This is a genomic window from Yersinia sp. IP36721, from assembly GCF_003634395.1.
Classification (GTDB): domain Bacteria; phylum Pseudomonadota; class Gammaproteobacteria; order Enterobacterales; family Enterobacteriaceae; genus Yersinia; species Yersinia entomophaga.
Genome location: NZ_QCZL01000030.1, coordinates 26,421 through 52,222, shown reverse-complemented (window position 1 = coordinate 52,222; position 25,802 = coordinate 26,421). Strand labels below are relative to the sequence as shown.

Below are 25,802 nucleotides of genomic sequence, written 5' to 3'. Positions count from 1 at the left end.
CTGTTAGGGCGCGGCTGGCAACAGAGCCTTATAGGCGCATATGAAAAACCTCCGGCTATGCCGGAGGATATTTATTTATATCCATCGGTTCTTTAGATGCAAAGCTAGCGGGCTATTTGCTCGCCAGCGCCTGTGCGCACGCCCAGGCGGAGCTCCATGCCCACTGGAAGTTGTAGCCGCCCAGCCAACCGGTCACGTCCACCACTTCTCCGATAAAATACAGCCCCGGAACTTTATGAGCTTCCATAGTTTTGGAAGACAGCTCCTGCGTATCTACACCGCCGATGGTAACTTCTGCGGTGCGGTAGCCCTCAGTACCATTAGGTTGCACCCGCCATTCTTGCAACGTCACCGCCAGCGCTGCCTGCTGAGGCACATTAAGCTGTTTTAAGGTGACGTCAGGTATCTGACCTAACAGCTGTAAGCACTCCACCAAACGTTTCGGAAGCAGCTGCGCCAGCGTGTTCTTCAAACTTTGATTCGGATGTGCCTGGCGCTCGCTATTCAGGAAAGCGTCCAAATCGGTATCAGGAAGTAAGTTAATGCTCACATATTCGCCAGGCTGCCAATAGCTGGAAAGCTGAAGAATGGCCGGGCCAGACAGGCCGCGATGAGTAAACAAAATGCTTTCGCGGAAACTGACGCCGTTTTCTGCCGTCACTACCGCGGGCACTGAAACGCCGGAGAGAGTTTGTAGATGCTCCAGCAGAGGTTTATGCAGTGTAAAAGGCACCAACGCGGCGCGGGTCGGCAAAACCTTCAGGCCAAACTGTTCGGCGATTTTATAACCGAAAGGCGTCGCGCCCAGCCCCGGCATCGACAAGCCACCGGAAGCGATAACCAGTGAGGAAGTGCTCACTTTATGTTCATTTATCTGTAATTCAAAGCCCGCGTCGATTTTCTCGACCGCCAGAATCTCGCTGCGTAAACGGATAGTTACCTGACCTGATTCGCACTCTTTCAGCAACAGTTCCACCACTTGCTGCGCGGAATCATCACAAAACAGCTGACCGAGGGTTTTCTCGTGATAGGCAATACCGTGTCGATTGATCAGATCAATGAAATCCCATTGGGTATAACGCGCCAGCGCAGATTTACAGAAATGAGGGTTTTGCGAAAGATAAGCCGCAGGTTCCGCGTAGAGATTGGTGAAATTACAGCGCCCGCCGCCAGACATCAGGATTTTACGCCCAGCCTTTTTGCCGTTATCCACCAGCAATACCCGACGCCCTAATTGCCCTGCCTGAGCCGCGCAAAATAGCCCTGCGGCACCCGCGCCCACCACCACTACGTCAAACTGTTCCACTTTCGGCCTCTCTCTGTAAAATCATTATCGCCGCAAAATTGCTCATATTTCGCAATTTTACCGCAGTGTTCACCACAAATAACCGAATAATCAGCGGCGGAGGATTGTAAGGCCCTAACAGAAAGATCGCTATAGTAAGAAAATGTTAGATTCAGTAAATCAGAGTAACTTGCTGATATCTCATGGTTATGTTCATGGTTATGATGCATCTATCCACATTTATATCAAAGAAAGGTCATTTTTTCCTTTTCCCCAACCCCTATTGTCACCGATAATGCGCCGCGTTCATGTCCACAAACTGGCGTAACGCTTATGCTACATCTTTTCGCTGGCCTGGATTTCCATACCGGCCTTATGTTAGTTCTTGCTCTTTTGTTCGTGCTGTTTTACGAAGCCATCAATGGTTTTCATGATACAGCCAATGCGGTTGCTACCGTAATTTACACCCGTGCCATGCGTTCACAGATCGCTGTGGTTATGGCGGGGGTATTCAACTTTCTTGGCGTGATGCTGGGCGGTTTGAGCGTGGCCTATGCCATCGTTCATTTATTGCCTACAGATCTCCTGTTGAATGTCAGTTCGGCTCATGGGTTGGCGATGGTCTTCTCCATGTTGTTGGCGGCGATCATCTGGAATCTGGGAACCTGGTACTTCGGTATTCCTGCTTCCAGCTCACATACGCTGATTGGTGCCATCATTGGGATCGGCCTAACCAACGCGGTGATGACTAGTACATCCGTGGTGGATGCACTGAATATTCCAAAGATGATACAAATCTTCCTATCACTGATTTTGTCGCCGTTAGTGGGCTTAATTATTGCTGGGTTGATGGTATTCCTGCTGCGTCGTTACTGGAGCGGAACCAAAAAGCGAGCTCGTATTCACTTAACGCCTGCTGAGCGTGAAAAGAAAGATGGTAAACGCAAACCACCGTTCTGGACCCGTACAGCTCTGATTTTATCGGCTATCGGCGTGAGTTTCTCTCACGGCGCTAACGATGGTCAGAAAGGTATCGGCCTGATTATGTTGGTGTTGATTGGCGTCGCACCGGCTGGTTTTGTCGTTAATATGAGCGCGACTGGTTACGATATTGCCCGTACGCGGGATGCCGTAACTCATTTGCAGCAATATTATCAGCAACACAGTGAAGCCTTGCCGCACGCTATCGCGTTGAAGCCTTTGGTCCCCGCACCAGAGACTCTGCCTGATACACCGGCGCAGTTCCATTGTGACAGCTCTCGCGCCATGATTGCTATCGACCATGCGCAGGCACTGTTGGCTAACCTGCAAAGCTACGACGACCTGACTGTGGAGCAACGCAGCCATATGCGTCGCTTGCTGATGTGTGTCGCCGAAACGGCTGGCACGGTTGCCAAGTTACCGGAAACCAGTTCTGCGGACAGGCGTTTCCTGAACAACCTGCGTAAAGATTTGCTGGAAACCGTGGAATACGCACCTACCTGGATTATCGTTGCAGTAGCTTTGGCGCTCTCTCTGGGCACTATGGTTGGCTGGAAACGTGTTGCAGTGACCATTGGTGAGAAGATTGGTAAGAAAGGAATGACCTACGCGCAAGGGGTTTCGGCCCAGATGACCGCGGCGGTATCTATCGGTATTGCCAGCTACACCGGTATGCCGGTTTCCACGACCCAGGTTCTCTCCTCAGCCGTTGCCGGTACTATGCTGGTCGATGGCGGTGGCGTACAGGGTAAAACCATTAAGAGCATCATGCTGGCCTGGATTCTTACTCTGCCAGTATCGATTCTTCTTTCCGGTTCACTGTACTGGATAGCGTTGAAATTCATCTAAGCCTGGCTGGATGACTCCACGTTACCGCAAATAAAAAGGCGGCCTCATCATCGGGGTCGCCTTTTTTAGTTGGCTATCATCAAAAATCATCTCAGTACCATAGAGCCAGCGCCATCAAGCTGACAACGACCAAGCCGCACAGGGCGCTGGTGAGAATGAACTGGCCGCGCAGTCTTTCACAGCGACGGATAAATTCCGGATCGTGGTGGTCGGTATAACGCTGGGCGTAGATATAACGCACTAGCCGAATTTGTTTACTGGGTTGTCCGTGAGAGGTGAAAAAACCGCCCCCATCCACATATTGATACAGCAATGGATCACAGCCGCGTAACACCACTAATAGCGCACGTAGAGACGAATAATAACGCGCCATATTCACCACGCACACCACACATAAAGCCCAGAAAAGCGCGACGGTACTGATCATGATTCCCCCTCCAGCGATATTTCGCGTTAACGACACCTTTGATTCGCCGTTACGCCATCGCCCGCTCTAGCCATTACAACCATCCCCGAGGCGCAGAAACATGCCTCTCCATCACCTTTTTTATATATGAGCCGACGCTACCGCTAAAATTTTGCCTAACCCATTTACCAGTGTAGGAAATGAAATCAGAAATAGCCTGATAATCTCTGATTTATCCGGTCACATTTTGTACGCAACTGATGCTTTTAGGCGCAAATTTCAGTGAAAAACCGCCAGAAACAGCTCAAAATAGTTAGTCTCTCTTAACTTAAATGCAGAGATAAAAGCTAGCGAACCGGCGTTTTTGATCAATACTCACTGCTTTATCAGTACTATAATTATGGATATAGCGAGCCAAATGATTACCGGATAAACGGCCAAATATTTGACAACAGCGGTCTGAGCAATAGGATTAAGCCGTCTATTGGTGTAAAACAGTGACTTAAGCTTTAACGCGTACAATTAAAAGCCTGCGTTGTGATCGGTGAAACACTTCGCTTATGGATCATAGTGATAGTATCTAGACATAGCCTTAGCGCCCGTTCAGTTACCTGAATGATTGCTTACCCATTAATTAGCATTATGGAAGGAGTTTACTTATGGCTTACAAACACATTCTGATTGCGGTAGACCTGTCTCCGGAAAGCAAGGTGTTGGTTGAAAAAGCGGTCTCTATGGCCAAACCATACAATGCCAAAGTGTCCCTGATCCATGTGGATGTTAACTATTCGGATCTCTATACCGGCCTGATCGACGTTAATTTGGGCGACATGCAGAAACGTATTTCTGAAGAAACCCACAGCGCGCTGACCGAGCTATCCCAAAATGCAGGTTATCCAATCACTGAAACCTTAAGCGGTAGCGGCGATTTGGGCCAGGTTCTGGTTGATGCGATTAAAAAATACGATATCGATCTGGTGCTGTGTGGTCACCATCAAGACTTCTGGAGCAAGCTGATGTCCTCTGCTCGCCAGCTGATTAATACCGTTCACGTCGACATGTTGATCGTTCCGTTGAAAGACGAAGATGACGAATAATAAACCACGATTGAATTAATATACATTTAGAACGCCTGCCTATGCAGGCGTTTATCATTATATAACCCCAAATCCCTTTGTCCCCCGCCCTAATAACTTCGTTATATTTCAGTGAGAAAACCCTTGCGGTATGATTATAAAGCGGTGATATAGTCAAGAAAGACACAACATCGCCCTCTCACTATTTCGCCATACTCATTCCAATAAGAAATCGTTAGCGGGGATCTACCATGTACAAAGGAATCTTTTTTGATGAATGATTTAGCCTCTCTGGAGTCGTTTCTAGAATCTTTACAACAACGTGATGCCCACCAGCCGGAATTCCTTCAGGCAGTCCGTGAAGTTTTCACCTCCCTATGGCCATTCCTGGAACAGAATCCGCGCTATCGCGAGCAAAGTCTGCTGGAGCGTCTGGTTGAACCTGAGCGAGTCATCCAGTTCCGCGTATCGTGGGTTGATGATAAAGGTCAGGTACAGGTTAACCGCGCGTGGCGGGTGCAGTTCAGCTCCGCAATCGGCCCTTACAAAGGCGGGATGCGCTTCCATCCATCGGTAAATCTTTCGATTCTGAAATTCCTCGGCTTTGAGCAAACTTTCAAAAATGCTCTCACCACCCTGCCAATGGGTGGCGGAAAAGGTGGATCCGACTTCAACCCTAAAGGGAAAAGTCAGGCTGAAGTCATGCGTTTCTGTCAGGCATTGATGACCGAACTCTATCGTCATCTTGGCCCAGACACCGACGTGCCAGCCGGTGATATCGGCGTTGGCAGTCGTGAAGTTGGATTTATGACCGGCATGATGAAAAAGCTGTCCAACAACACCGCCTGCGTGTTCACTGGCAAAGGTTTGTCCTTCGGTGGCAGTCTGATTCGCCCAGAAGCTACCGGCTACGGTCTGGTTTATTTCACCGACGCTATGTTGAAACGCCACGGTTTGGGATTTGAAGGCATGAAAGTGGCAGTATCCGGCGCGGGTAACGTAGCGCAGTATACCATTGAGAAAGCAATGGAATTGGGCGCGCGCGTGATTACCGTTTCCGATTCTGGCGGCACTCTGGTAGATGAGGCTGGCTTTACGCCAGAAAAACTGGCCCACCTGTCTGAAATCAAAAACCAACGTTATGGCCGCGTGGAAGATTATGCCCGCGAGCGCAATCTGACCTATCTGACGGGTGAGCAGCCTTGGAACGTGCCGGTAGACATTGCTCTGCCTTGCGCGACCCAAAATGAATTGGATCTGCCCGCCGCTCGTCAGCTTATCGCCAACGGTGTGAAAGCCGTCGCGGAAGGCGCAAATATGCCAACGACCATTCAGGCCACTGATGCTTTTATCGAAGCTGGCGTGCTGTTTGCTCCGGGTAAGGCTGCCAATGCCGGCGGCGTTGCCACATCGGGTTTGGAAATGGCGCAGAATGCGGCACGCCTGAGCTGGAAATCAGAGAAAGTGGATGTGCGTTTACGTCACATCATGCTGGATATTCACCAGTCTTGCGTGGAATTCGGCGGAGAAGGAAAACAAACGCAATACGTTCACGGTGCCAATATCGCAGGCTTTGTAAAAGTTGCTGATGCCATGCTGGCGCAGGGCGTGCTTTAAGTTAAGGTCGGATAATAAAACCCCATTCTGGCAAAAACGTCGCGCTGGAATGGGGAGTTTAGACAACGAATTTAAACGATATCGCCTAAGGCAAATACAGATCGAAACGGTGACTTTTGGTCGTAATGGCGGCCTGAGCGGGCACGCCAGCCAAAGGTTCAGCGTAGTCAGGCCGCTTCACTACCACTCTTTTGGTGGCCAGTGCGCGCGCCGGGGCCAATAGTCCATCAGCATCCTCATCCGCGCCAACCAATGACTGAAACACTCGCATTTCTTTCTTCACCAACGCGCTTTTCTGCCGGTGCGGATACATAGGATCGAGATAAACCACTTCTGGACGCGGATCGAGATCGGCCAACGCCGTTAGGCTGGAAGCATGTAGCAAAGTCATACGTTCCTGTAACCAGCCACCGATTTCAGGGTCCTGATAACCCCGCCGCAGGCCATCATCCAGCAACGCAGCCACTACCGGGTTCCGCTCCAGCATCCGGACTTTGCAGCCCAAAGCCGCCAAAACAAAAGCGTCGCGCCCCAAACCGGCGGTTGCGTCTACCACGTTCGGCAAATAGCCTTTTTTGATACCAACGGCTTTCGCCACCGCCTCACCGCGTCCGCCGCCAAACCGACGGCGATGAGCCAGAGTACCGGAAACAAAATCGACAAAAATCCCGCCGAGCTTGGGTTCATCCAACTTACGCAGCTCCAATTGCGTTGGCGTTAACACCAGCGCCATCGTCGCCTGCTCGTCAGAAATCAAACCCCAGCGTTCAGCCAGAATAGATAAGGTGCTGGGATCGGCACCTTCTTCACAAATTAAACGAATACTCACGCGGGATAATGCCCTTCAGACTTAACCTTTAATACCGTAGTGGCGCAGCATAGCATCCAACTGCGGCTCGCGCCCACGGAAGCGTTTGAACAACGTCATCGGCTCCTCGGAACCACCGCGAGATAAAATATTGTCGAGGAAAGATTGGCCTGTTTCAGCGTTGAAAATGCCCTCTTCTTCAAAGCGGGAGAACGCATCCGCCGACAGCACTTCTGCCCACAGATAGCTGTAATAACCCGCCGCATAACCACCGGCAAAAATATGGCTGAAAGCATGGGGGAATCTACCCCAGCTTGGTGATGGCACTACGGCAACCTGTTTTTTCACTTCCTGTAAGGTTGACAGAATCTGCGCACCTTTAGCCGGATCAAACTCGAAATGCATACGGAAATCAAACAGTCCGAATTCGAGCTGACGCAGGATAAACAGCGCCGCCTGATAGTTTTTCGCCGCCAGCATCTTATCCAGCATTTCCTGCGGCAAAGGCTCATTGGTTTGATAATGGCCAGAGATAAACGCCAGCGCCTCCGGCTCCCAGCACCAGTTTTCCATAAACTGGCTCGGCAGCTCGACCGCATCCCAAGGCACACCGCTGATGCCGGAAACACCGGCGGTATCAATTTGGGTCAGCATATGGTGCAAACCGTGGCCAAATTCATGGAATAGAGTCGTGACTTCATTATGGGTAAACAGCGCCGGTTTATCACCGACCGGGCCATTGAAGTTGCACACCAGATAAGCCACCGGCTTTTGCAGCTCACCGTTAGCCAGACGCAGACTGTCGATACAATCGCCCATCCACGCACCGCCGCGTTTGTGTTCGCGAGCGTACAAGTCCAGATAGAAGCTGCCGCGCAGCTCGCCCTGAGCATCAAACAGATCGAAGAAACGCACGTCCGGATGCCAAGTATCCACGCCCTGCCGCTCTTTGGCGGTAATACCGTAAATGCGTTTCACGACCTCGAACAGACCTTCTACCACGCGCTGTTCCGGGAAGTAAGGGCGCAGTTGCTCGTCGCTGATGGAGAATAAATGCTGCTTTTGTTTCTCGGAATAGTAAGGAATATCCCACGCCGCTAACTCGCTGACACCGAAGTGTTGTTTGGCAAAAGCACGCAGCTGCGCCAGCTCTTCTTCTGCCTGCGGACGTGCACGTTTGGCCAGATCATTCAGAAAATTCAGCACTTGCTGCGGATCTTCAGCCATTTTGGTCGCCAATGAATGATCGGCATAGCTTTCAAATCCTAATAACTGAGCCAGTTCGTGGCGCAGAGTCAGGATTTCAGCCATGATTTCGCTGTTATCCCACTTACCGGCGTTCGGCCCCTGATCGGAGGCCCGGGTTGCAAACGCGCGATACATTTCTTCACGCAGCGCGGCGTTATCCGCGTAAGTCATCACCGGTAGATAGCTCGGCATATCCAACGTCAGCAGCCAGCCATCCAGCTCTTTGGCTTCGGCCATCGCGCGAGCGGCGGCCAGAGCGCTTTCCGGCAAACCAGCCAGCTCTTTCTCATCGGTAATCAGTTTGGTCCAGCCCATAGTGGCATCCAGCACATTATTGCTGTAGGTCGAACCCAGCTCGGACAGACGCGCCACGATTTCACCGTAACGTTTTTGCTGCTCTTCCGGTAAACCAATACCGGACAATTGGAAATCACGCAGCGCATTCTCCACCGCTTTACGCTGCGGCGGAGTCAATTCGGCAAAGCCGGGGCCTTCTTTCAGGCTGACGTAAGCCTGATATAAACCTTTATGCTGGCCAACCCAGGTGCCGTATTCAGACAGCAGCGGCAGGCTTTGCTCGTAGGCGGTACGCAATTCCGGGCTATTTTTTACCGCGTTTAAATGGCCGACAGGCGACCAGATGCGAGAGAGACGGCCGTCGGATTCTGCCAGCGGCTGGCACAGATTATCCCAGGTGAAAGGACCCGGTTGGGCCACAACCCGCTCCACCGATTGACGACATTCATCTAAAGCGGATTGCACCGCAGGCACGATATCTTCAGGGCGGATAGCCGAAAACGGCGGCAAGGAGAACGGAGTCAACAGCGGATTTGTCATAGGGTGTCCTGATTATAGTTGTCGTCCTGACGATGGTTTACTCATGATTTTCCTACCGTCAGATGATAAATGCGGATGAACATTTAACATGAGGTCTGTCGCGCGGAAAATCAATGGCTGGCGGCATCATTCCCTTTGATAGATAATGCTGCCTAAGCCGCAGGAGAAGCCGCAAATGTTAAGTTATCGCCACAGTTTTCACGCAGGCAACCATGCCGACGTACTCAAACATACTGTTCAAAGCCTGATTATTGAGTCTTTGAAAGAAAAAGAAAAACCTTTCCTTTATCTAGATACCCACGCTGGCGCAGGCCGCTATCAGCTAAGCGGCGAGCACGCCGAACGCACTGGGGAATATCTGGAAGGTATCGCCAAGATTTGGCAACGAGATGATTTACCGGCTGATTTAGCTCCGTATATGAGCGCCATTAATGCGTTGAATCACAACGGGCAGCTACGTTATTACCCTGGTTCGCCGCTGATCGCCCGTCATTTGCTACGTGAATATGACAAAATCAGCCTAACCGAGCTGCATCCCAGCGATTACCCGATGCTGCGTAAAGAATTTGTCAAAGACGAACGCTCCAAAGTGCAACGCGCCGACGGTTACCAGCAACTGAAAGCTCAGTTACCACCGCAGTCTCGCCGCGGTTTTGTGCTAATGGATCCGCCTTATGAAATGAAAACCGATTATCAGGACGTGGTAAAAGGGATTCAGGAAGGTTATAAGCGCTTTGCGACCGGTACTTACGCTTTATGGTATCCAGTGGTATTACGCCAGCAAATCAAACGATTACTGCGTGAACTAGAAGCCACGGGCATCCGCCGGATTCTGCAAATCGAACTGGCGGTACGTCCGGATAGCGATCAACACGGTATGACTGCCTCTGGCATGATCGTAATTAACCCGCCGTGGAAGTTGGAAAAACAAATGACCGATCTGCTACCTTGGCTGCATAAAGCGCTAGTACCCTCTGGTCACGGCCACACCTTGGTAAAATGGGTCGTGCCGGAATAATCGCCGCGCCTTTCGCTCCTGGCCGGGCTGCAATCCATGCTGTCCGGCTCATTCAATATTACCCAATTTTTATCACCGTTTAGCGCAAAAGCTTTCTCGTCTTCCAACACCTATCACAGCCATCGATGCAATCTTTGCGACAAAGTGGGATCTGGCGTTAAACTCTTTGCTTCTATAAAACTACACTCATGGAAATGATCCTGATGACCAAACATTACGATTATCTGGCAATTGGCGGCGGCAGTGGCGGGATCGCATCGATCAACCGGGCAGCCATGTACGGTAAAAAATGTGCGCTGATCGAAGCTAAACAGCTCGGCGGCACCTGCGTCAACGTCGGCTGTGTGCCGAAGAAAGTGATGTGGCACGCGGCACAAATCGCTGAAGCGATTCGCATGTACGGTCCGGACTACGGTTTTGATACCACGGTGAACCACTTCGACTGGAAAACCCTGATCGCCAACCGTACCGCCTACATTGATCGTATTCATCAGTCCTACGAGCGTGGTTTAGGCAATAACAAAGTTGATGTGATTCAGGGCTTCGCTCGCTTTGTCGATGCTCATACCGTTGAAGTCAACGGCGAGAAAATCACTGCGGATCACATCCTGATCGCCACCGGCGGCCGCCCTAGCCATCCAAATATTCCCGGCGCGGAATACGGTATTGATTCCGACGGTTTCTTTGAGCTAGATGAAATGCCAAAACGCGTTGCCGTCATTGGCGCGGGTTATATCGCCGTCGAAATCGCTGGCGTACTGAACGGTTTAGGCACCGAAACTCACCTGTTTGTACGTAAACACGCGCCGCTGCGCAGTTTTGATCCGCTGATCGTAGAAACCCTAGTGGAAGTCATGAACACCGAAGGGCCAAAACTGCATACCGAATCCGTGCCAAAAGCCGTGATTAAAAATGCTGACGGCAGTCTGACGCTGCAACTGGAAAACGGCACAGAAGTGACCGTTGATCATCTGATCTGGGCGATTGGCCGCGAACCTGCGACCGACAACCTGAATCTGGCCGCCTGCGGTGTGAAAACCAATGAAAAAGGCTATATCGTCGTCGATAAATTCCAAAATACCAATGTAAAAGGTATTTATGCCGTTGGTGACAACACGGGTGCAGTGGAGCTGACTCCGGTTGCAGTGGCTGCAGGTCGCCGCCTGTCCGAGCGCCTGTTTAACAACAAGCCAGACGAGCATCTTGATTACAGCAATATTCCAACCGTGGTATTCAGCCACCCACCCATTGGCACTATTGGTTTAACCGAGCCGCAGGCGCGTGAGCAGTTTGGCGACGATCAGGTAAAAGTCTATAAATCCTCCTTTACTGCGATGTACAGCGCCGTCACTCAACATCGCCAGCCGTGCCGTATGAAGCTGGTATGCGTGGGCGCAGAAGAGAAAATCGTCGGTATCCACGGAATCGGCTTTGGTATGGATGAAATTCTGCAAGGTTTCGCCGTAGCAGTAAAAATGGGCGCAACCAAGAAAGACTTCGACAATACCGTAGCTATCCACCCGACCGCCGCGGAAGAATTTGTCACTATGAGATAATCATTTAGAGATGAGTTTCTCTATTTGAGTCATGGAACGTGAAGCCGAAATGCAAATTTCGGCTTTTTATTGCTTGGAATTCAGCTTCGCTACACCCCCTCTCCTTTCTTACAGCTATATCACCACCGTCTACATCAGCGCGATTAAATAGAAATGACGATAAAAAGAGGCGTTGAGTCACTTACCGAGTCTGAACATCATTGCATCTTACAACATAGAAACTTGATGAATACATAAAGACAGTGTATGAAAATTGACATATAGAAATTATCAATACTTACTGAGGTAACGATCAAATTGCATTTATTCTTACTTGTTCGAATTACCCAGCTCTAAGACATTAATCAGGTCGAAAAAATAAATTAAATACCCTTTAAAATCAAAATATTAAAAAGAAAACCTCCGGCGGGAAATAAATTTAAATAAACTATCACTTATATAAAATAATATGAAAATAAAAAGAATAATTAAGTCAATGATGATTCACAAAATTAATTTATTGATGCGATACTTTGTTTCTAAATTTATCCCAAGCGAATCAGATAACTTTATTTTCTTTTTATTACTCACGATCAATGAGAATAAATAGCTCATGAAAATATATTCGCCGTTCGCAGCGGTTAATTTAGAACCTAAAAATTCATTTAAAATATAAAAAGGAACATCTATGAAACCTATCAATTGTAAAAATAGTCTGATTACGATTCTGACTCTATGCACCCTGTTTGGTTTTTCTCATTCCTCCGCGTTTGCCGCCTCGGTTAATGATGACGCGTCGGTTATGCCAAGCCTGGTAAATAAAAAGATTATGGCGGGTTTCTGGCATAACTGGGACAGCCAAGAAAGCCGTGGCTATCAAGGTGGTTATCCGAAGAATCTAAAAATAAACGAAACACCCGCGGCCTTTAACGTTGTCATTGCCTCCTTTATGAAAGGCAGCGGTATTCCAACCTTTAAGCCGTACAACGCAACGGACGCAGAGTTTCGCGCACAAATCGGTGAGTTAAATAAACAAGGCCGCGCTGTGCTCATTTCATTGGGCGGCGCTGACGCACACGTGGCATTGAATAACGGTCAGGAACAGGCTTTCGCAGACGAGATTATTCGTTTGGTTGAAACCTATGGTTTTGACGGGCTGGATATCGATCTGGAACAAACGGCTATTAATGCAGCTAATAACACCACCGTTATTCCCGCCGCGTTGAAAATTGTTCGGGCGCATTACGAACAACAAGGTAAACACTTTATCATCAGTATGGCGCCAGAATTCCCATATCTGACAACCGGCAGACCTTACACTACCTATATCAACGCCTTGGACGGTGTGTATGACTTTATTGCCCCTCAGCTCTACAATCAAGGCGGTGACGGCGTATGGGTCGAAGAAGTAAACCTGTGGCTGGCGCAAAACAATGACGCCAAAAAATATGAATTCCTGTATTACATGGCCGATTCTATTGTTAATGGCAAACGCGGCTTCATTAAAATCCCAGCCAATAAATTAGTATTGGGTTTACCAAGTAACGTTGACGCTGCGGCATCAGGTACGGTAAAAAATCCGCAGGACGTTTATCGTGCCTTTGCTGATTTAGAGAAAGCGGGAACGCCAATCAAAGGCCTGATGACCTGGTCGGTCAACTGGGATCAGGGTAAAGATAAAGCGGGGAATGCTTATAATCAGGCATTCGCCAAGGCTTATACCGACTTGATTCACGGTAAATAATATTAACCGCTCATAAAGTTGTTCCGTAAGGCTGTTTTATTAGCCTGGGGTACAAATCTACAGCCGGAGCTCTTGTTCCGGCTGCTTTATATCAATACTCTTCAATTTGCCTGAATGCGAAAATAAATATCAGCCAATTAATCGATTGAAGCCGGCTTCCAAATCAGCAATTAAATCATCGACATTTTCCAGTCCAATATGAACACGTACCAAAGTACCCTCAAAACCTACGCCGCCTACCGGACGAATTTCGTCCAGTTCTTCCGGCTGATTAGCCAGAATCAGAGACTCAAATCCACCCCATGAATACGCCATGCTGAAGTGCTCAAAATTATCCAGATAATGAGCCACTTGCTCATCACTGAGACGAGATTTCAACACAAAGGAGAACAATCCGCAGCTCCCAGTGAAATCACGTAAATAAAACTCATGGCCGGGGCAGGATGGCAGTGCTGGATGGTTAACCTGCGCCACTTCCGGACGAGCGGCCAGCCATTTGGCGATCTGGATACTGCTGGTTTCATGCTGCTTTAGCCGTACGCCTAAGGTGCGCAGACCGCGGCTAGCAACGTAAGCGGTGTCTGCATCGACCATTTGCCCCAGCAAATACGAATGTTCCCGCAATTGATCCCAACAGCGCGCATTAGATACCGCCGTGCCTAACATAGCGTCTGAGTGACCGACGATATATTTGGTTCCGGCCTGAATAGAAATATCGATGCCAAACTCCAGTGCGTTAAATAGCACTCCGGCAGCCCAGGTATTATCGATCATAATAACGATATTGGGATTAACTGCCCGAATAGCCTGCACCATGCCGGGAACATCCTGAACTTCCATTGTGATGGAGCTGGGAGATTCTAAAAATACCACTTTGGTATTTGGCTGAATAAGCTCGGCAATTCCAGCGCCGATCAGTGGAGAATAATAAGTGGTGGTGACACCCAGTTTGGACAGCACTTTATTGCAAAAATCCTGCGTTGGCTCATAAGCAGCACCGGTCATTAATATATGATCGCCGGTGGCCACAAAAGACAGAATGGCATTGGTCACCGCTGCGGCGCCGCAAGGATAAAGCGCACAACCTGCGCCGCCTTCCAATTCCACCATCGCTTCTTGGAAGGAAAAATGGGTCAGCGTACCGCGACGACCATAAAACAATTCGCCTTTTGCCCGGTTTGCTGTGGCAAATTTTTTCGCCTTTACGGAATCAAATACCAGGGAAGAGGCTCGTTGAATAATGGTGTTTACCGATCCTTGGGTAAATTTTTTCGCCCGACCGGCAGTCACTAACGCTGTTTCTAATTTTTTAGATGTCATTATTTTTTCCTTTTCTGGTGCTGGCATACTCAAATATTCACAGCGACTTACGGACAATCCGCCACGCTGTATCGTTATGTATTAACAAGTAGGTTCATTCACCGCAGGAAGCTCAGCCTGCCGCTTGGAGGATTTTTTACCGGTAAATCTTTCGATAATTTGGGCTGCATTAAGGTCATGAATGACGTTAATTAGCGTTGCAGGTGCATCGGTAATGGTGCCAATAACAACCAGCATTGGAATAGTTTCAACCGGTAGCCCCAGCGTGGTGACAATAAATATTTCACCGAGGAAAGCGCCACCGGGAACGCCGCCGACAATAATGGCGGAGAGCACCGAAATCAGCATGGTCAGGAAGAAAGTCTCGGTGGTGAAATCCAATCCCAGTACCGAGAAGATAAAGACGATTTTCAGCGCGGCAATCATTGCCACGCCGCCTTTATTTAAATTAACCAACAGCGGCAGAGAAATATCTACGATTTCAGGGTTAATGCCCATCGCTTTGGCCGCTCGAATAGTCACTGGCAGCGATCCCAATGAAGAGCAGGTGCCTAAGGCGGTGGCTGAAGGTTCAATAGCGTGTTGCCAGAAAGCCCTTACCGCTTTCATGCCGCCGCCAATCCAGGAATAAAAGATAGAGCCGAAAACGTAATACAGCAGCGAGGCGATAAAGAATAAGCCGATGGCTCTGGCGAAAGTCATCAGTAATTGTGGATCCTGACTGGCCATCGTCGCGGCGAAATAACTGCCCAAACCAACGGGTGCCGCTTTCATGATGATTGAGACAATCTTCATAATCACGGTATTTAAGCCCAACAAAGACAGGGCAATTTGTTTACCTTGCTCGCCCGATTGCCCAATCGCAATACCGGCGATAACCGACATAATAATCAGCGCCAGAATATTGGATTTAGACAATAAACCAACAAAATCATTAGTGGTGACCATATTCACAAAGTTCATTTCGCCGCTGCCGGCCTTGAACTCTTGGGTTAATTCAATAGTGACGCCCTGAGCCGGATCAAATAAGGTCGCTAGCCCAACGATTCCTGCCGCCGGAATGAGCGCCATAATGATAGAGACTGCAAAAATCAGCCCCATTATGCGCCCCAGTTTTTTCAAATCCGTCATACCGGCAATGGACGACATAACGCTTACGCTCACCAATGGAACGATAATCATAAACAGCAAATTCAGGAAAATTTTACCGATAGGCTGTAATTTGAGAGCCAGAGAAGGGGCATAAATACCTATAACCCCACCGAGAATCAGTGCAAATAAAAGAATAATAGAGGACTTGTAGGGTTCCAAACGTTTCCACATAGGATTTTCCTTGGTGTATTATTTAAATTTCATGTGACTTCAGTCACCTTTTATTTTTCTTTCGGCAAGCAAATATCTTATCTGTGATTAAGCTCACCTTTTTATTTCTTATTCTTAATATGAATAACATATCGCTATTGGTAATAAATGATTACATTTGTAGTCTACAAATGAAATACGACATTGATGCCATTTACTAAAATCACTAATGAGCTGAAGGAAAGAATGAGTAATATCGCATCGCTAAAACAGCTGGAAATACTGGTCAAGATCGTTGAGTGTGGTGGGCTGTCTGAAGCCGCAGCTCAGCTGAACATCTCGCCTTCTGCGGTCAGCAAGAGTCTGTCTCATCTGGAATCACAGCTGGGCACTATGCTGCTAAAAAGAACGACGCGTAGCCTGACGTTAACCGACGCGGGGAAATATCTTTATCATCGGGCAACTAAATTATTATTAGATTTTGACGAATCTCTTAATACTACCGCTGGATTTTATAACCACCCGCAGGGTGAATTACGCCTCACCTGTTCAATTGCCTTTGGTTATTCTCACCTCATCACTTTGGTTAATAAATATCGAGAGCGTTACCCCGATGTTGAATTATATATAGATCTAAACGATAACTTTGTTAATTTAAATGAGAGTAACTTTGATATCGCTATTCGCGTTGCATCAACTCCGCCAGATAATTATTCGTTAAGAAAACTGTCGACTATCCACTGGGCTTATTGCGCTAGCCCCACTTATCTGGAAAAAATGGGGACACCAACTTCCGTCCAACAATTATCAGACCATCAGTGTTTGTTATATCCCGGTTTGACACCGGTATTAAAAGATACCGACGAAAGCGGCAGCGCTCATTTACTTAAGTTACGCTCACCGATTCAGGCAAATAGCAGCCTGGTATTGCTGAAAGCGGTGCTGGAACATCAGGGTGTTGCCTATTTGCCGACTTATTTACTCGGCGATGCTATTCAACGAGGTGAAATTACTCCTCTGGCGCTTGATGGGGAAATAACCCACGCGACTCATGGCCTGTATGCCTTGTATTTCCCCAGCCGTTATAGCAATCCCAAGGTTCGTTCTTTTATTGATTATCTGGTGGAAACTTTGCAGCCCGTACCGGTATGGGATAATTGGATCACCCGAAGGCCCTGACGTTAATGACGAATTAAATGAGGCAATCAGGATGAATTGGGCTGGCTGCAATCCCTTTTGTCGTTCTCTTTATCGGCCTAGCCTCTGCCTTAGCCGCCGTTTGTGATAAGCCATGACTCTGCTATCATCAACAGAGTTAGCCGTCTTTGTAGGATATTCTGTAGGATAATCATCTGCATAAGGCATGAATTTAGGCCATGAGGAATATTATGCCGAACTCATTCAAGGATAATCAGACTTCATCCAGCGCAGATACTGATTCGCAGCAGAGCAAAACAGCGCCGTTAAGTGCAGGAATTGAAAACGGAAAAAAAGCTATTTCCGTATTAACCCGTCTTGGCAATCGGATTAAAACCTATCCCAGTGTTGCGCATATTATTCGCGCTACCGATCGCTTTAACGATCGATTAGGCAGCCAGTTTGGCGCTGCAATCACTTATTTTTCCTTTTTATCGCTCATTCCCATTTTGATGGTTTCTTTCGCCACCGTGGGTTTTGTATTGGCATCTAATCCAGATTTGCTGGCCGAGTTGATCAATAAGATCGTGAATAGCATCAGCGATCCCAGCCTGGCTGCTACCTTGAAAAATACGGTAAATACCGCTATTCAGCAGCGTACTACCGTTGGATTAACCGGTTTAGCCATTGCGCTTTATTCCGGTATCAGTTGGATGGGAAATTTACGAGAAGCAATTCGCGCTCAGTCCAGAGACGTTTGGGAGCGTAATCCGCAGGATCTGGAAAAATTTTATGTGCGCTACACCCGTGATTTTATTTCGCTTACCGGTTTGGTGCTGGCGCTGATTATTACTCTCTCTCTTACATCAATTGCCGGTTCTGCGCAGTCTGTGATTGTGAATGCGTTAGGGCTGGGTGATATTGAATGGCTACGACCGGCCATGACGCTAATTGCGCTGTCTATTTCCATCGCCGCGAACTATTTATTGTTCTTATGGATATTCTGGATTTTGCCGCGTCATAAACCAAAAAAGAAGGCCTTGCTGCGGGGAACTCTTATTGCCGCTATCGGCTTCGAAATCATTAAATTCATTATGACCATGATGCTTCCGCGTCTTGCCAGCTCGCCTTCGGGCGCGGCTTTCGGTTCGGTCATCGGGCTAATGGCTTTCTTCTATTTCTTCGCGCGTTTAACCTTATTTTGCGCCGCCTGGATCGCCACGGCGAAATATAAGGATGACGAAACCTTGCCTGAACGCCATGCCTAAGCGGCTGTCAGATGCCCGCCGTCAACGTGCGAGAGGTTTTTCTCCTATCGGCGATGAAGCCTTTGCCGCGCGTTGGAATTTAACCCTATACTGCTGGCTACTTAATCGATCATGGAGGGTCAGTTAATGCCACTTTTATCTTATCGTCGATGGATTGCTTTGGGCGTATTGGTACTGATCGCCGCCATTGCGGTGTATGCGCTGCAACCCAAAATCGGGAATCCAGATGCTCTGTGGCAAATTGTTAGCCAACAGTGCGTTCCCCATCAGCGCCAGCTGAATTCCCCTCAACCTTGCGCCGAAGTGAATACTCAGGCCGGTTTTGCGGTGTACAAAGACCGTAACGGACCGCTGCAATACTTGTTAATACCAACTGAAAAAATTACCGGTATCGAAAGCCCCGAGTTGTTATCCGCAGCAACGCCTAACTATTTTGCTCTGGCATGGCAAGCCAGGGATTACATGGCGCTAAAATACGGTCATCCTATTGATAATCAAAATATCTCTCTGGCGGTGAATTCAGAATTGGGCCGCAGTCAAAATCAGCTGCATATTCATATTTCCTGCCTATCACCGAAAGTGAAAAAAGCGCTGGCAGATCAAAGCGATTCGTTCCGCCCAAGCTGGCAACCATTGCCGAAAGGATTGCTCGGTCATGATTATCTGGCAAGGCAAATCACCCCCAGTGAACTCCAGGAACAAGGCGCGTTCCGCCTGCTAGCCAGCGGCGTACAGGGCGCTGCGGAAAATATGGGCAAATACGGCTTAGCCATGACCTCTCTGCCCAACGGCGATTTCTTACTATTAACCACGAAACGCGATTTGACCGGCCTGAATCTTGCCTCGGTCGAGAGTATCCAGGACCACAGTTGCAGCGTGCTGCCCGTGCCTCCTCACTAAAACTTACTTCTGCTTCATGCTTTTCAGCAGCGGCGTGCATTGGTTTTCTTCACCTTCACTAGGCGAAATCAATGCCAACAACGCCGCCGCTGGCGTTAAAGCCACGCCCAACACAGCCGCCACCGCACCGCGAGCAATTAACGGCCCGGTCTTCACACCCGCGTCCGGATTTTTAAACGTGCCTTTAACGTACAGAGGCGAACGCAACGTCAGAATACGTAACCCTTTGCTTTGCGGGTCGATTGAGAGATCCAACCGTTCGGTGGCGAAATTAGCATTACCGGTAATATTGATGATGGCATTTTCCGTGTCGAAGACGAACAACCGCGGCGTAGCCAGACCGTTTCGCATCACGATATCCGCAGCAGCACAGTTAATTCTTACTTCGTCATCACCGAAGAGTTTTGCCACTATGTAGTTACCCACGTTCAGCCCCAATAATTCCATCAGGCTGCGGCTGATTAGCCCCTGATTCAGCAATATTCGCAGGCTACCATTACTGGTTCCCAACAGCGCCGCCACCGAGTTACCCCGAGCAGTGAAGGAAGCGTCGCCATTGAGCTGCCCCAGACTGTTACGCATCGACTCGACTTCCGGCAGCAGCTGCTTTAACTGGAATCGACGCGCGTGAAGGTCGATGCGCCCTTGCATCGGATTTTTATTACCATTCAGGCGTAAAGTGGCGTTGAGATTGCCACCGGCAATACCGAAGCGCAGCGGATCGAGTAACAACTCACCGTTTTTCATCACCACATGAGTAGAAAGATCGCTGATAGGTAAGGCTTTATCCCGCTCGATACGTTTAGCGGCGTAGGTCACATCTGCATCCATAACGTTCCAGCTTTGGGTTTCAAAAGCCTCTACCGGCAGAATTTTATCGGATGGCTGGCGACTTTTCTCACCGCGCCCTTTTTTCTGTTGATTGGAATCAGCGCCGATTAAAGGAGCCAGATCGGCAAAACGCAGTTGATTGGAGACAACCTTTCCTAGCAGTTTGGGTCTTGGCTGACTGGCGGTATAGGTGAGATCGCCGTGAATATCGCTGTCGCCGATTTTACCGTTGAATTTTTGATACTGATAAACCGCACCGCCCGATTGACGCAACCGAGCAATCAAATACCCATCGGTGGCATAAGGTGGTGTATTCGGTAAAAGTACACCAATCAACGGATATAAGTTACCCAGACTATCGCCGGAGAATTTCAGCCGTAGATTGATATCCGCCAGATTGCTCGGATCATTGAGCGTACCGACGATAGCCACTCGCGTAGAGCCGGAGCGCACATCTGCCTGAATAGGGAAAGGAATATCAGCGTTAGTCAGAGAAAGCATCCCCCCGATTTTTCCGCTGCCGCTCACAGGTTGCCCTTGGTATTTGCCTTCTACCTGCCAGCCGAAAATATAATCCACCGACGTACTTCTAACCTTGCTGTCCTTCACTTCACCCTTGTCGCCAATCACTTCGGAAAAAGGAAGAGGCTTGCCCAAAGGGTCGATTTTCGCCCGTAGATCCGCTTTCAATACCGAATCTTTAAGCGAAATCTGGCCGCGATCGAACACAATATCGCTGATATTCACCGACCAATCGGAAGATGCTTCACCCTTAGCTTTGTCGCGATTGGCGAGATTAAAGGTCCAGTTGTTTTTACCGTTGGCCAAGCGCTGCAAATTAGCATCGGGTTCCGTCAGCCAAATTCTGGGAATGCGAACCTGCTTACCCAACAATGCCAGTGGAGACAAATTAGCCTCAACTCGCTTTAGGGTCATCATATTATCCCCAGGAATATCTGGCGGGTTGCCGAGTACCAAATCTTCTGCATGAATCTGCGGCCAGGGAATCCAGGCACGCCAACCGCGATCGTCCGTTTTGCGCGACCAGTCAACGCCCAATTCGCCACGAATGGCAAAGGGACGCTGCAATTCAGCACTAACCTTTTGGTTTATTGTGGGTTTTATGCGATTCCAATCGAACGTAAGAACGAAAATCACTAAAACAGCCAGCAATACCAGCACAATTCCGGCCACCCAAAGCAGTACCTTCCCGGTTTTTGTCATAATCGCTCCACAAAATTTATCAGAAGCTAAATCCGGTTCGGCAATAAACAAAACGGCTATGGGTACTACCGCTCAGCCTGTCAATGTAGAAAAAAGAGTTAATCGATGAGGAACGCGGACTTAGACGCTTGTATTAACCATAGTTGAGGATCAACTAACGTCCATTATTATTGGCCTGATGAAAAGCAGCCAATAGATATAAACGTCAATTTATCAGACGGTTAATGATAAAACGACTCATCGGTTTTGACGATTATTTCACCCGGACGTTACCCGGCGAATAACAGGGGAAGTGACTGTAAAGTATCAAAATGTGCGGGTCTGGAAAGATAGTAACCTTGCGCAGCACAGGCATCAGATCGTTTAACCAGCGCCCATTCTTTGTCAGTTTCCACTCCTTCTACAATCACGCCTTTACTGTAGCGGCTCATCAATGTTACCAGCGTAAAGAACAGCTGTTGCCCTACCTCACTTTGCTGTAACAGAATAAATAAATCGCGAGCTATTTTGATGTATTCATAGCGCCAACTGACAAAAGACGAGAAGTTAGCCACACCGCTGCCAAAATCATCCAGCCATAATCGATCGGCCTCAGCGATTTGAGCAAACGGAGTAATACAGGCGGTATCCATATGTTCGACCAGCTCAAAACGCACATAAGGCATAGAATCAATAAGCTGCCGCGCTTCGGGATCGTTTTGCATCTCCATCAATGCCTGACCGTCGATATTGATCGATACCAACATTGAGCGATGGGTAAAAATACCGTGCCATTGCTTCACTAATTCCAACTGTTCTAACACCACGTTCAGACGCGCCCGAATGCTGATAGAGGAGAAATAATCCTCTGGTGAGAGTCGGGTTTCCGGCGAGGAGGGATGATAAACAGCCGTCAATAATTCTATCGCCAGTAACTTCCCTGAAGTGCGATAAATAGGTTGGAAAGTATACCTACGCTGACATTGCCGCCAAAAGTTGAATCCCTTATTACAATCCTGAGCGGCAAGGGATGGCGCAAGTAAATCTGATATTTTGTTAGTTAGCATCAGTTTTGTCGCCATATGTCGGGGTATCAGGCAGTCAAAGCTCATACTATGCTTACTGCCATAAAGACGCTCCCCAATGAGAGCGTTCTTCCTTCTGGAGATGTTATCGACTCGTTCGACCAGAACTTTATATGTGAGCCAGGCAGATTCTCAAAACTGCGAAATCGCCTCCAACTGAGCAACGAACGACAAACCGGCAAACGTGATTGAGTTAACGCTAACATTAGGATAAATGGAGAAAATAATGCCATACGTAAATATTAAAATTACCCGTGAAGGTGCCACCGCCGAACAAAAGAAGCGGCTGATTGCCGGTGTTACGCAACTGTTAGTCGATACCTTGGGCAAAAATCCGGCTACCACCGTCGTGGTCATTGATGAAGTTGATACCGATAACTGGGGTATTGGCGGGAAATGCGTAACCGAACTGCGAAAAGCCCCCTAATTTTAACGGAACAAACGGGAAACCTGTCAGTTTCCCGACCTAGGTCATAAAAAATATAAAACGCCATTTTAATTCTATTGACTCACGCAGAACCAGCAGAGAGACTAAGCCTATATCCCTCATATCGAGTTTTCTTTAGAAATAGGCCGCTTTCCATGACCAGCAAAAAGATTGCCGTTATCGGCGAATGCATGATTGAACTGTCGCAAAAAGGTAACGATTTGAACCGAGGTTTTGGCGGCGACACGCTAAATACTGCGGTTTATATTGCCCGTCAGGTTGACGAAGAGGCGCTGGAAGTCCACTACGTTACTGCCTTGGGCACTGACAGCTTCAGCGAAGACATGTTGGCGGCATGGCAGAAAGAGAAAGTTAAAATCGATTTGATTCAGCGTATGGATGATAAGTTGCCGGGCCTCTATTTTATTGAAACCGACGAGACCGGTGAGCGTACTTTCTATTACTGGCGCAATGATGCCGCCGCCCGTTTTTGGCTCACGGGGCCGCAAGCTGATAAAATTTGCCAGAAGCTGGAAAACTTCGATTATCTCTACCTCAGTGGTATTAGCCTGGCTATTCTGGACGCCTCCAGCCGCCAGCGCCTGTTGAAACTACTGCAAGCCTGTCGTACCAATGGAGGTAAAGTTATCTTTGATAACAACTACCGCCCGCGCCTGTGGCAGAGCAAAGAAGAAACTCAGGAAGCCTATCGCGCTATGCTGTCCTGCACTGACACCGCGTTTCTGACGCTGGATGATGAAGATATGCTGTGGGGCGAGATGACGCTGGAGCAGGTTATCGATCGCACTCAAGCTTTGGGCGTTAACGAAATCGTGATCAAACGAGGTGCAGATTCCTGCATTGTCTGGAATCGGGAACCCGATAGCCAGCGGCCCGCGGATCAACATGTGGTACCCGCCGTAACCTTGCCAAAGGAAAAAGTCGTCGATACCACCGCAGCGGGAGATTCATTTAGTGCAGGTTATCTGGCCGTTCGCTTAACCGGAGGCACACCTCAGCAAGCCGCAGCGCGTGGCCATTTGACGGCCAGCACTGTGATTCAGTATCGGGGGGCGATTATTCCCATCGCGGCAATGCCAAAAATCTAAGCCAAACGAGATGTATTGACGGGAGAGATAGAAACAATATTCGGGACCAGAAAGGCCCCGAATATCTGATTTGAACACCCGGTTTTACTGCGCAGTCGAAGCTTCCGGCGGCGTCCCTTCTGGCGTGGTGCCTTCTGGCGTCGTTCCTTCTGACGCAACGCCTGGCGTAGCTTCCGGTTTCACTTCTTCCGGCGCAGCCATTGGCGTACCCGATGTCATAATGCTGTTATAGCTTTCCTGCAATGCTTTCACGCTGACTTCAGGCTCACCTTTCGGCTGAACCAGAACCAAAGTGGTATCTTGCGAAAGCTGTTGTTTTAGCTCCTGATTCAGATTGGCCAACGTTAAGCCGGACAGGAAGGTTTGTCGCAGCTTCTGATATTGCTCAGGTGCGATATCCACTACACCGCTCTGCTGAGAACGCAGGCGCTGACTCATCAACACATCGGTATCAGTACGGGCATAAGTCGCGAACAGCTTGCTTAACTGATCGTTTTTCTGCGCCATCAGTCCATCAAATTCAGCCTGACTCAGCCCATTAGCACGAATACTGGCTAATTCATTAGCAATAAACGTCATGCCGGCATTCAGATTTTCCGTTGGCGTATTCAGATGAATCGCACACTGAGCACGTTGGTATTGCACCCGGCAATCAAAGCCCAGCTTCATATTCTTCTGACCGCTTTTTTCCAACGCCTGCTGCATATGCCAGAACAGCGCTTCTCGCGCTAGATCACTGCGCCAATAGCGGCTAAGTGCCTGGGAGTCCTGTATCGGATGCCACGGGGTATCCCAAATTAGCGACAAAGTGTCCTGCGTCACCTGCTCGCTCATCAGGTTCACCGGCTGAGGCGGTAAAGGAGCCAGCATCGCGATAGAAGACGGGGTCTGTCGCTTCCCTTCCAACGAAGAGAAGGTTTTACTGATTTGCGCCACCAAACTACGGCTATCGACATTGCCCACGACATACAGCGTCATCGCATCTGGCGTGTACCACTGTTTGTAGAATTGCTTCAGTTTTTCCGCATCAACCGGACTATTTACCGGCTGCCCAGGATCGTGACCCAGCAGTGAAGACCCTTTTAGGCGATAGCGCCACCAAGTGTCCTGTACATTTTGCGGGAAAGTAGCAATGGGATCATTAGGAAGATTCAGCGCAGCATTCACCGTTTGCTCGCTGATGGCCAGCTTACCGCTGGTATCAGATAGCCAAGCCAAAGCCTCTTTAATCAAATCAGGGCGATTGTTTGGCAGGCTCAGGCTGTATAGCGTGAAATCATAAGAAGTAATCGCCGGTGGTAAAGGGCGCTCGTTATCGACCCCTTGCTGCCACAGCGATTGGAGTTGTGCCGGAGTAAAGCTCTGGCTGCGAATAAGCGCCAAACGAGGTAACAGATGGGCAAAGCCAACCTGCTGTGCGCTTTCCGACAGAGATCCGGTATTGACCACCAGACGCATCTCTACTCTATCACTTGGGCGCTGCGGCGTTGCCAGCAGCTGCCATGTAAACCCGTTTTCTAACTTTCCCTGCTGCCAGGCAGGATCGGGTTGTAGTGCTTCAGCTTGCACATTGCCGCTGGCCGCCGCCAACAACAATCCACCAACTATAAGACGAATTCTGGTGCCCTGCATGTGAACCCCTACTTAATAACTATCCAATTTAAAACTATCCAACTTTCAAAGAAATTACACGCTCAAAACAGCCCAATGATACGAAACTCATCGGCGTGTGCTTATGTTGGATAAAAAAACTACGCTCATCACAGTTATGACCGCGGAAAAAGCAAGTGTACCATTCTGTTAGACCGCATGCTTT

The 25,802-nt window shown here is 48.8% G+C and carries 18 protein-coding genes and 2 pseudogenes; 11 read left to right on the top strand and 9 right to left on the bottom strand.

Going from position 1 to position 25,802, the window contains the following annotated elements; genetic code table 11:
* Positions 1 to 112: 112 nt before the first annotated feature.
* Entirely contained in the window at positions 113 to 1,306 is a 1,194-nt protein-coding gene (locus DBA33_RS18210; RefSeq protein ID WP_064515715.1) for an NAD(P)/FAD-dependent oxidoreductase, read from the bottom strand.
* A 312-nt stretch (positions 1,307 to 1,618) separates the two neighbouring features.
* Here DBA33_RS18210 and pitA point away from each other — a divergent pair, with 312 nt between their 5' ends.
* A complete protein-coding gene (gene pitA / locus DBA33_RS18205; protein ID WP_064515718.1) occupies positions 1,619 to 3,115 on the top strand; it encodes an inorganic phosphate transporter PitA in 1,497 nt (498 codons plus the stop codon).
* Positions 3,116 to 3,206: 91 nt separating this feature from the next.
* On the opposite strand, the gene uspB is transcribed toward pitA, so the two are convergent.
* On the bottom strand, positions 3,207 to 3,542 hold the full coding sequence (uspB, locus tag DBA33_RS18200) for a universal stress protein UspB (protein ID WP_004722620.1): 336 nt from the start codon (positions 3,540 to 3,542) through the stop codon (positions 3,207 to 3,209).
* Between the two features lie 638 nt (positions 3,543 to 4,180).
* Between uspB and uspA the strand changes: the two genes are divergently transcribed.
* Both uspA and gdhA read left to right on the top strand, forming a co-directional pair.
* Complete coding sequence (gene uspA / locus DBA33_RS18195; RefSeq protein WP_064515721.1) at positions 4,181 to 4,618, top strand: universal stress protein UspA; 438 nt, start codon at positions 4,181 to 4,183, stop codon at positions 4,616 to 4,618.
* 252 nt (positions 4,619 to 4,870) lie between these two features.
* A complete protein-coding gene (gdhA, locus tag DBA33_RS18190; RefSeq protein ID WP_064515724.1) occupies positions 4,871 to 6,214 on the top strand; it encodes an NADP-specific glutamate dehydrogenase in 1,344 nt (447 codons plus the stop codon).
* 85 nt (positions 6,215 to 6,299) lie between these two features.
* On the opposite strand, the gene rsmJ is transcribed toward gdhA, so the two are convergent.
* Complete coding sequence (gene rsmJ / locus DBA33_RS18185; RefSeq protein ID WP_120806934.1) at positions 6,300 to 7,043, bottom strand: 16S rRNA (guanine(1516)-N(2))-methyltransferase RsmJ; 744 nt, start codon at positions 7,041 to 7,043, stop codon at positions 6,300 to 6,302.
* A gap of 21 nt (positions 7,044 to 7,064) precedes the next feature.
* Positions 7,065 to 9,107, bottom strand: coding sequence for an oligopeptidase A (gene prlC, locus DBA33_RS18180; RefSeq protein ID WP_064515729.1), 2,043 nt, complete (start codon positions 9,105 to 9,107; stop codon positions 7,065 to 7,067).
* A 175-nt stretch (positions 9,108 to 9,282) separates the two neighbouring features.
* On the opposite strand from prlC, the gene DBA33_RS18175 reads away from it, so the two are divergent.
* The 3 genes and pseudogenes from DBA33_RS18175 to DBA33_RS18165 form a co-directional block, all read left to right on the top strand.
* Entirely contained in the window at positions 9,283 to 10,125 is an 843-nt protein-coding gene (locus DBA33_RS18175; RefSeq protein ID WP_120806933.1) for a 23S rRNA (adenine(2030)-N(6))-methyltransferase RlmJ, read from the top strand.
* Between the two features lie 203 nt (positions 10,126 to 10,328).
* A complete protein-coding gene (gene gorA, locus DBA33_RS18170) occupies positions 10,329 to 11,681 on the top strand; it encodes a glutathione-disulfide reductase (protein ID WP_064515734.1) in 1,353 nt (450 codons plus the stop codon).
* Between the two features lie 781 nt (positions 11,682 to 12,462).
* Positions 12,463 to 13,359, top strand: a pseudogene (locus DBA33_RS18165) (glycosyl hydrolase family 18 protein); the annotation flags it as partial.
* Positions 13,360 to 13,533: 174 nt separating this feature from the next.
* Here the strand turns inward: DBA33_RS18165 and metC are convergent.
* Complete coding sequence (gene metC, locus DBA33_RS18160) at positions 13,534 to 14,724, bottom strand: cystathionine beta-lyase (protein ID WP_120806932.1); 1,191 nt, start codon at positions 14,722 to 14,724, stop codon at positions 13,534 to 13,536.
* A gap of 81 nt (positions 14,725 to 14,805) precedes the next feature.
* A complete protein-coding gene (locus tag DBA33_RS18155) occupies positions 14,806 to 16,047 on the bottom strand; it encodes a dicarboxylate/amino acid:cation symporter (RefSeq protein ID WP_120806931.1) in 1,242 nt (413 codons plus the stop codon).
* Positions 16,048 to 16,272: 225 nt separating this feature from the next.
* Between DBA33_RS18155 and DBA33_RS18150 the strand changes: the two genes are divergently transcribed.
* The 3 genes from DBA33_RS18150 to DBA33_RS18140 all read left to right on the top strand — a co-directional run bounded on the left by DBA33_RS18150 (position 16,273) and on the right by DBA33_RS18140 (position 19,331).
* Entirely contained in the window at positions 16,273 to 17,205 is a 933-nt protein-coding gene (locus DBA33_RS18150) for a LysR family transcriptional regulator (RefSeq protein ID WP_064515745.1), read from the top strand.
* 209 nt (positions 17,206 to 17,414) lie between these two features.
* Positions 17,415 to 18,431, top strand: a complete 1,017-nt coding sequence (yhjD, locus tag DBA33_RS18145; protein WP_235600967.1) for an inner membrane protein YhjD — start codon at positions 17,415 to 17,417, stop codon at positions 18,429 to 18,431.
* A 126-nt stretch (positions 18,432 to 18,557) separates the two neighbouring features.
* On the top strand, positions 18,558 to 19,331 hold the full coding sequence (locus tag DBA33_RS18140) for a CDP-diacylglycerol diphosphatase (protein WP_064515747.1): 774 nt from the start codon (positions 18,558 to 18,560) through the stop codon (positions 19,329 to 19,331).
* A 3-nt stretch (positions 19,332 to 19,334) separates the two neighbouring features.
* Here the strand turns inward: DBA33_RS18140 and DBA33_RS18135 are convergent, their stop codons facing one another.
* A complete protein-coding gene (locus DBA33_RS18135; RefSeq protein WP_120806930.1) occupies positions 19,335 to 21,386 on the bottom strand; it encodes an AsmA family protein in 2,052 nt (683 codons plus the stop codon).
* Between the two features lie 269 nt (positions 21,387 to 21,655).
* Positions 21,656 to 22,447 (bottom strand): cyclic-guanylate-specific phosphodiesterase, encoded by a 792-nt coding sequence (gene pdeH / locus DBA33_RS18130; protein WP_064515753.1) that lies wholly within the window; start codon positions 22,445 to 22,447, stop codon positions 21,656 to 21,658.
* Between the two features lie 229 nt (positions 22,448 to 22,676).
* On the opposite strand from pdeH, the gene DBA33_RS18125 reads away from it, so the two are divergent.
* Positions 22,677 to 22,877 carry a 4-oxalocrotonate tautomerase family protein gene (locus DBA33_RS18125; protein WP_049597327.1) on the top strand — a complete coding sequence of 67 codons (201 nt, stop codon included), beginning with the start codon at positions 22,677 to 22,679 and terminating at the stop codon, positions 22,875 to 22,877.
* Positions 22,878 to 23,032: 155 nt separating this feature from the next.
* Positions 23,033 to 23,986, top strand: coding sequence for a sugar kinase (locus DBA33_RS18120; protein WP_120806928.1), 954 nt, complete (start codon positions 23,033 to 23,035; stop codon positions 23,984 to 23,986).
* A 216-nt stretch (positions 23,987 to 24,202) separates the two neighbouring features.
* On the opposite strand, the pseudogene DBA33_RS18115 reads toward DBA33_RS18120, so the two are convergent.
* Positions 24,203 to 25,618: pseudogene (locus DBA33_RS18115) on the bottom strand (pitrilysin family protein); the annotation flags it as partial.
* Positions 25,619 to 25,802: the final 184 nt, after the last annotated feature.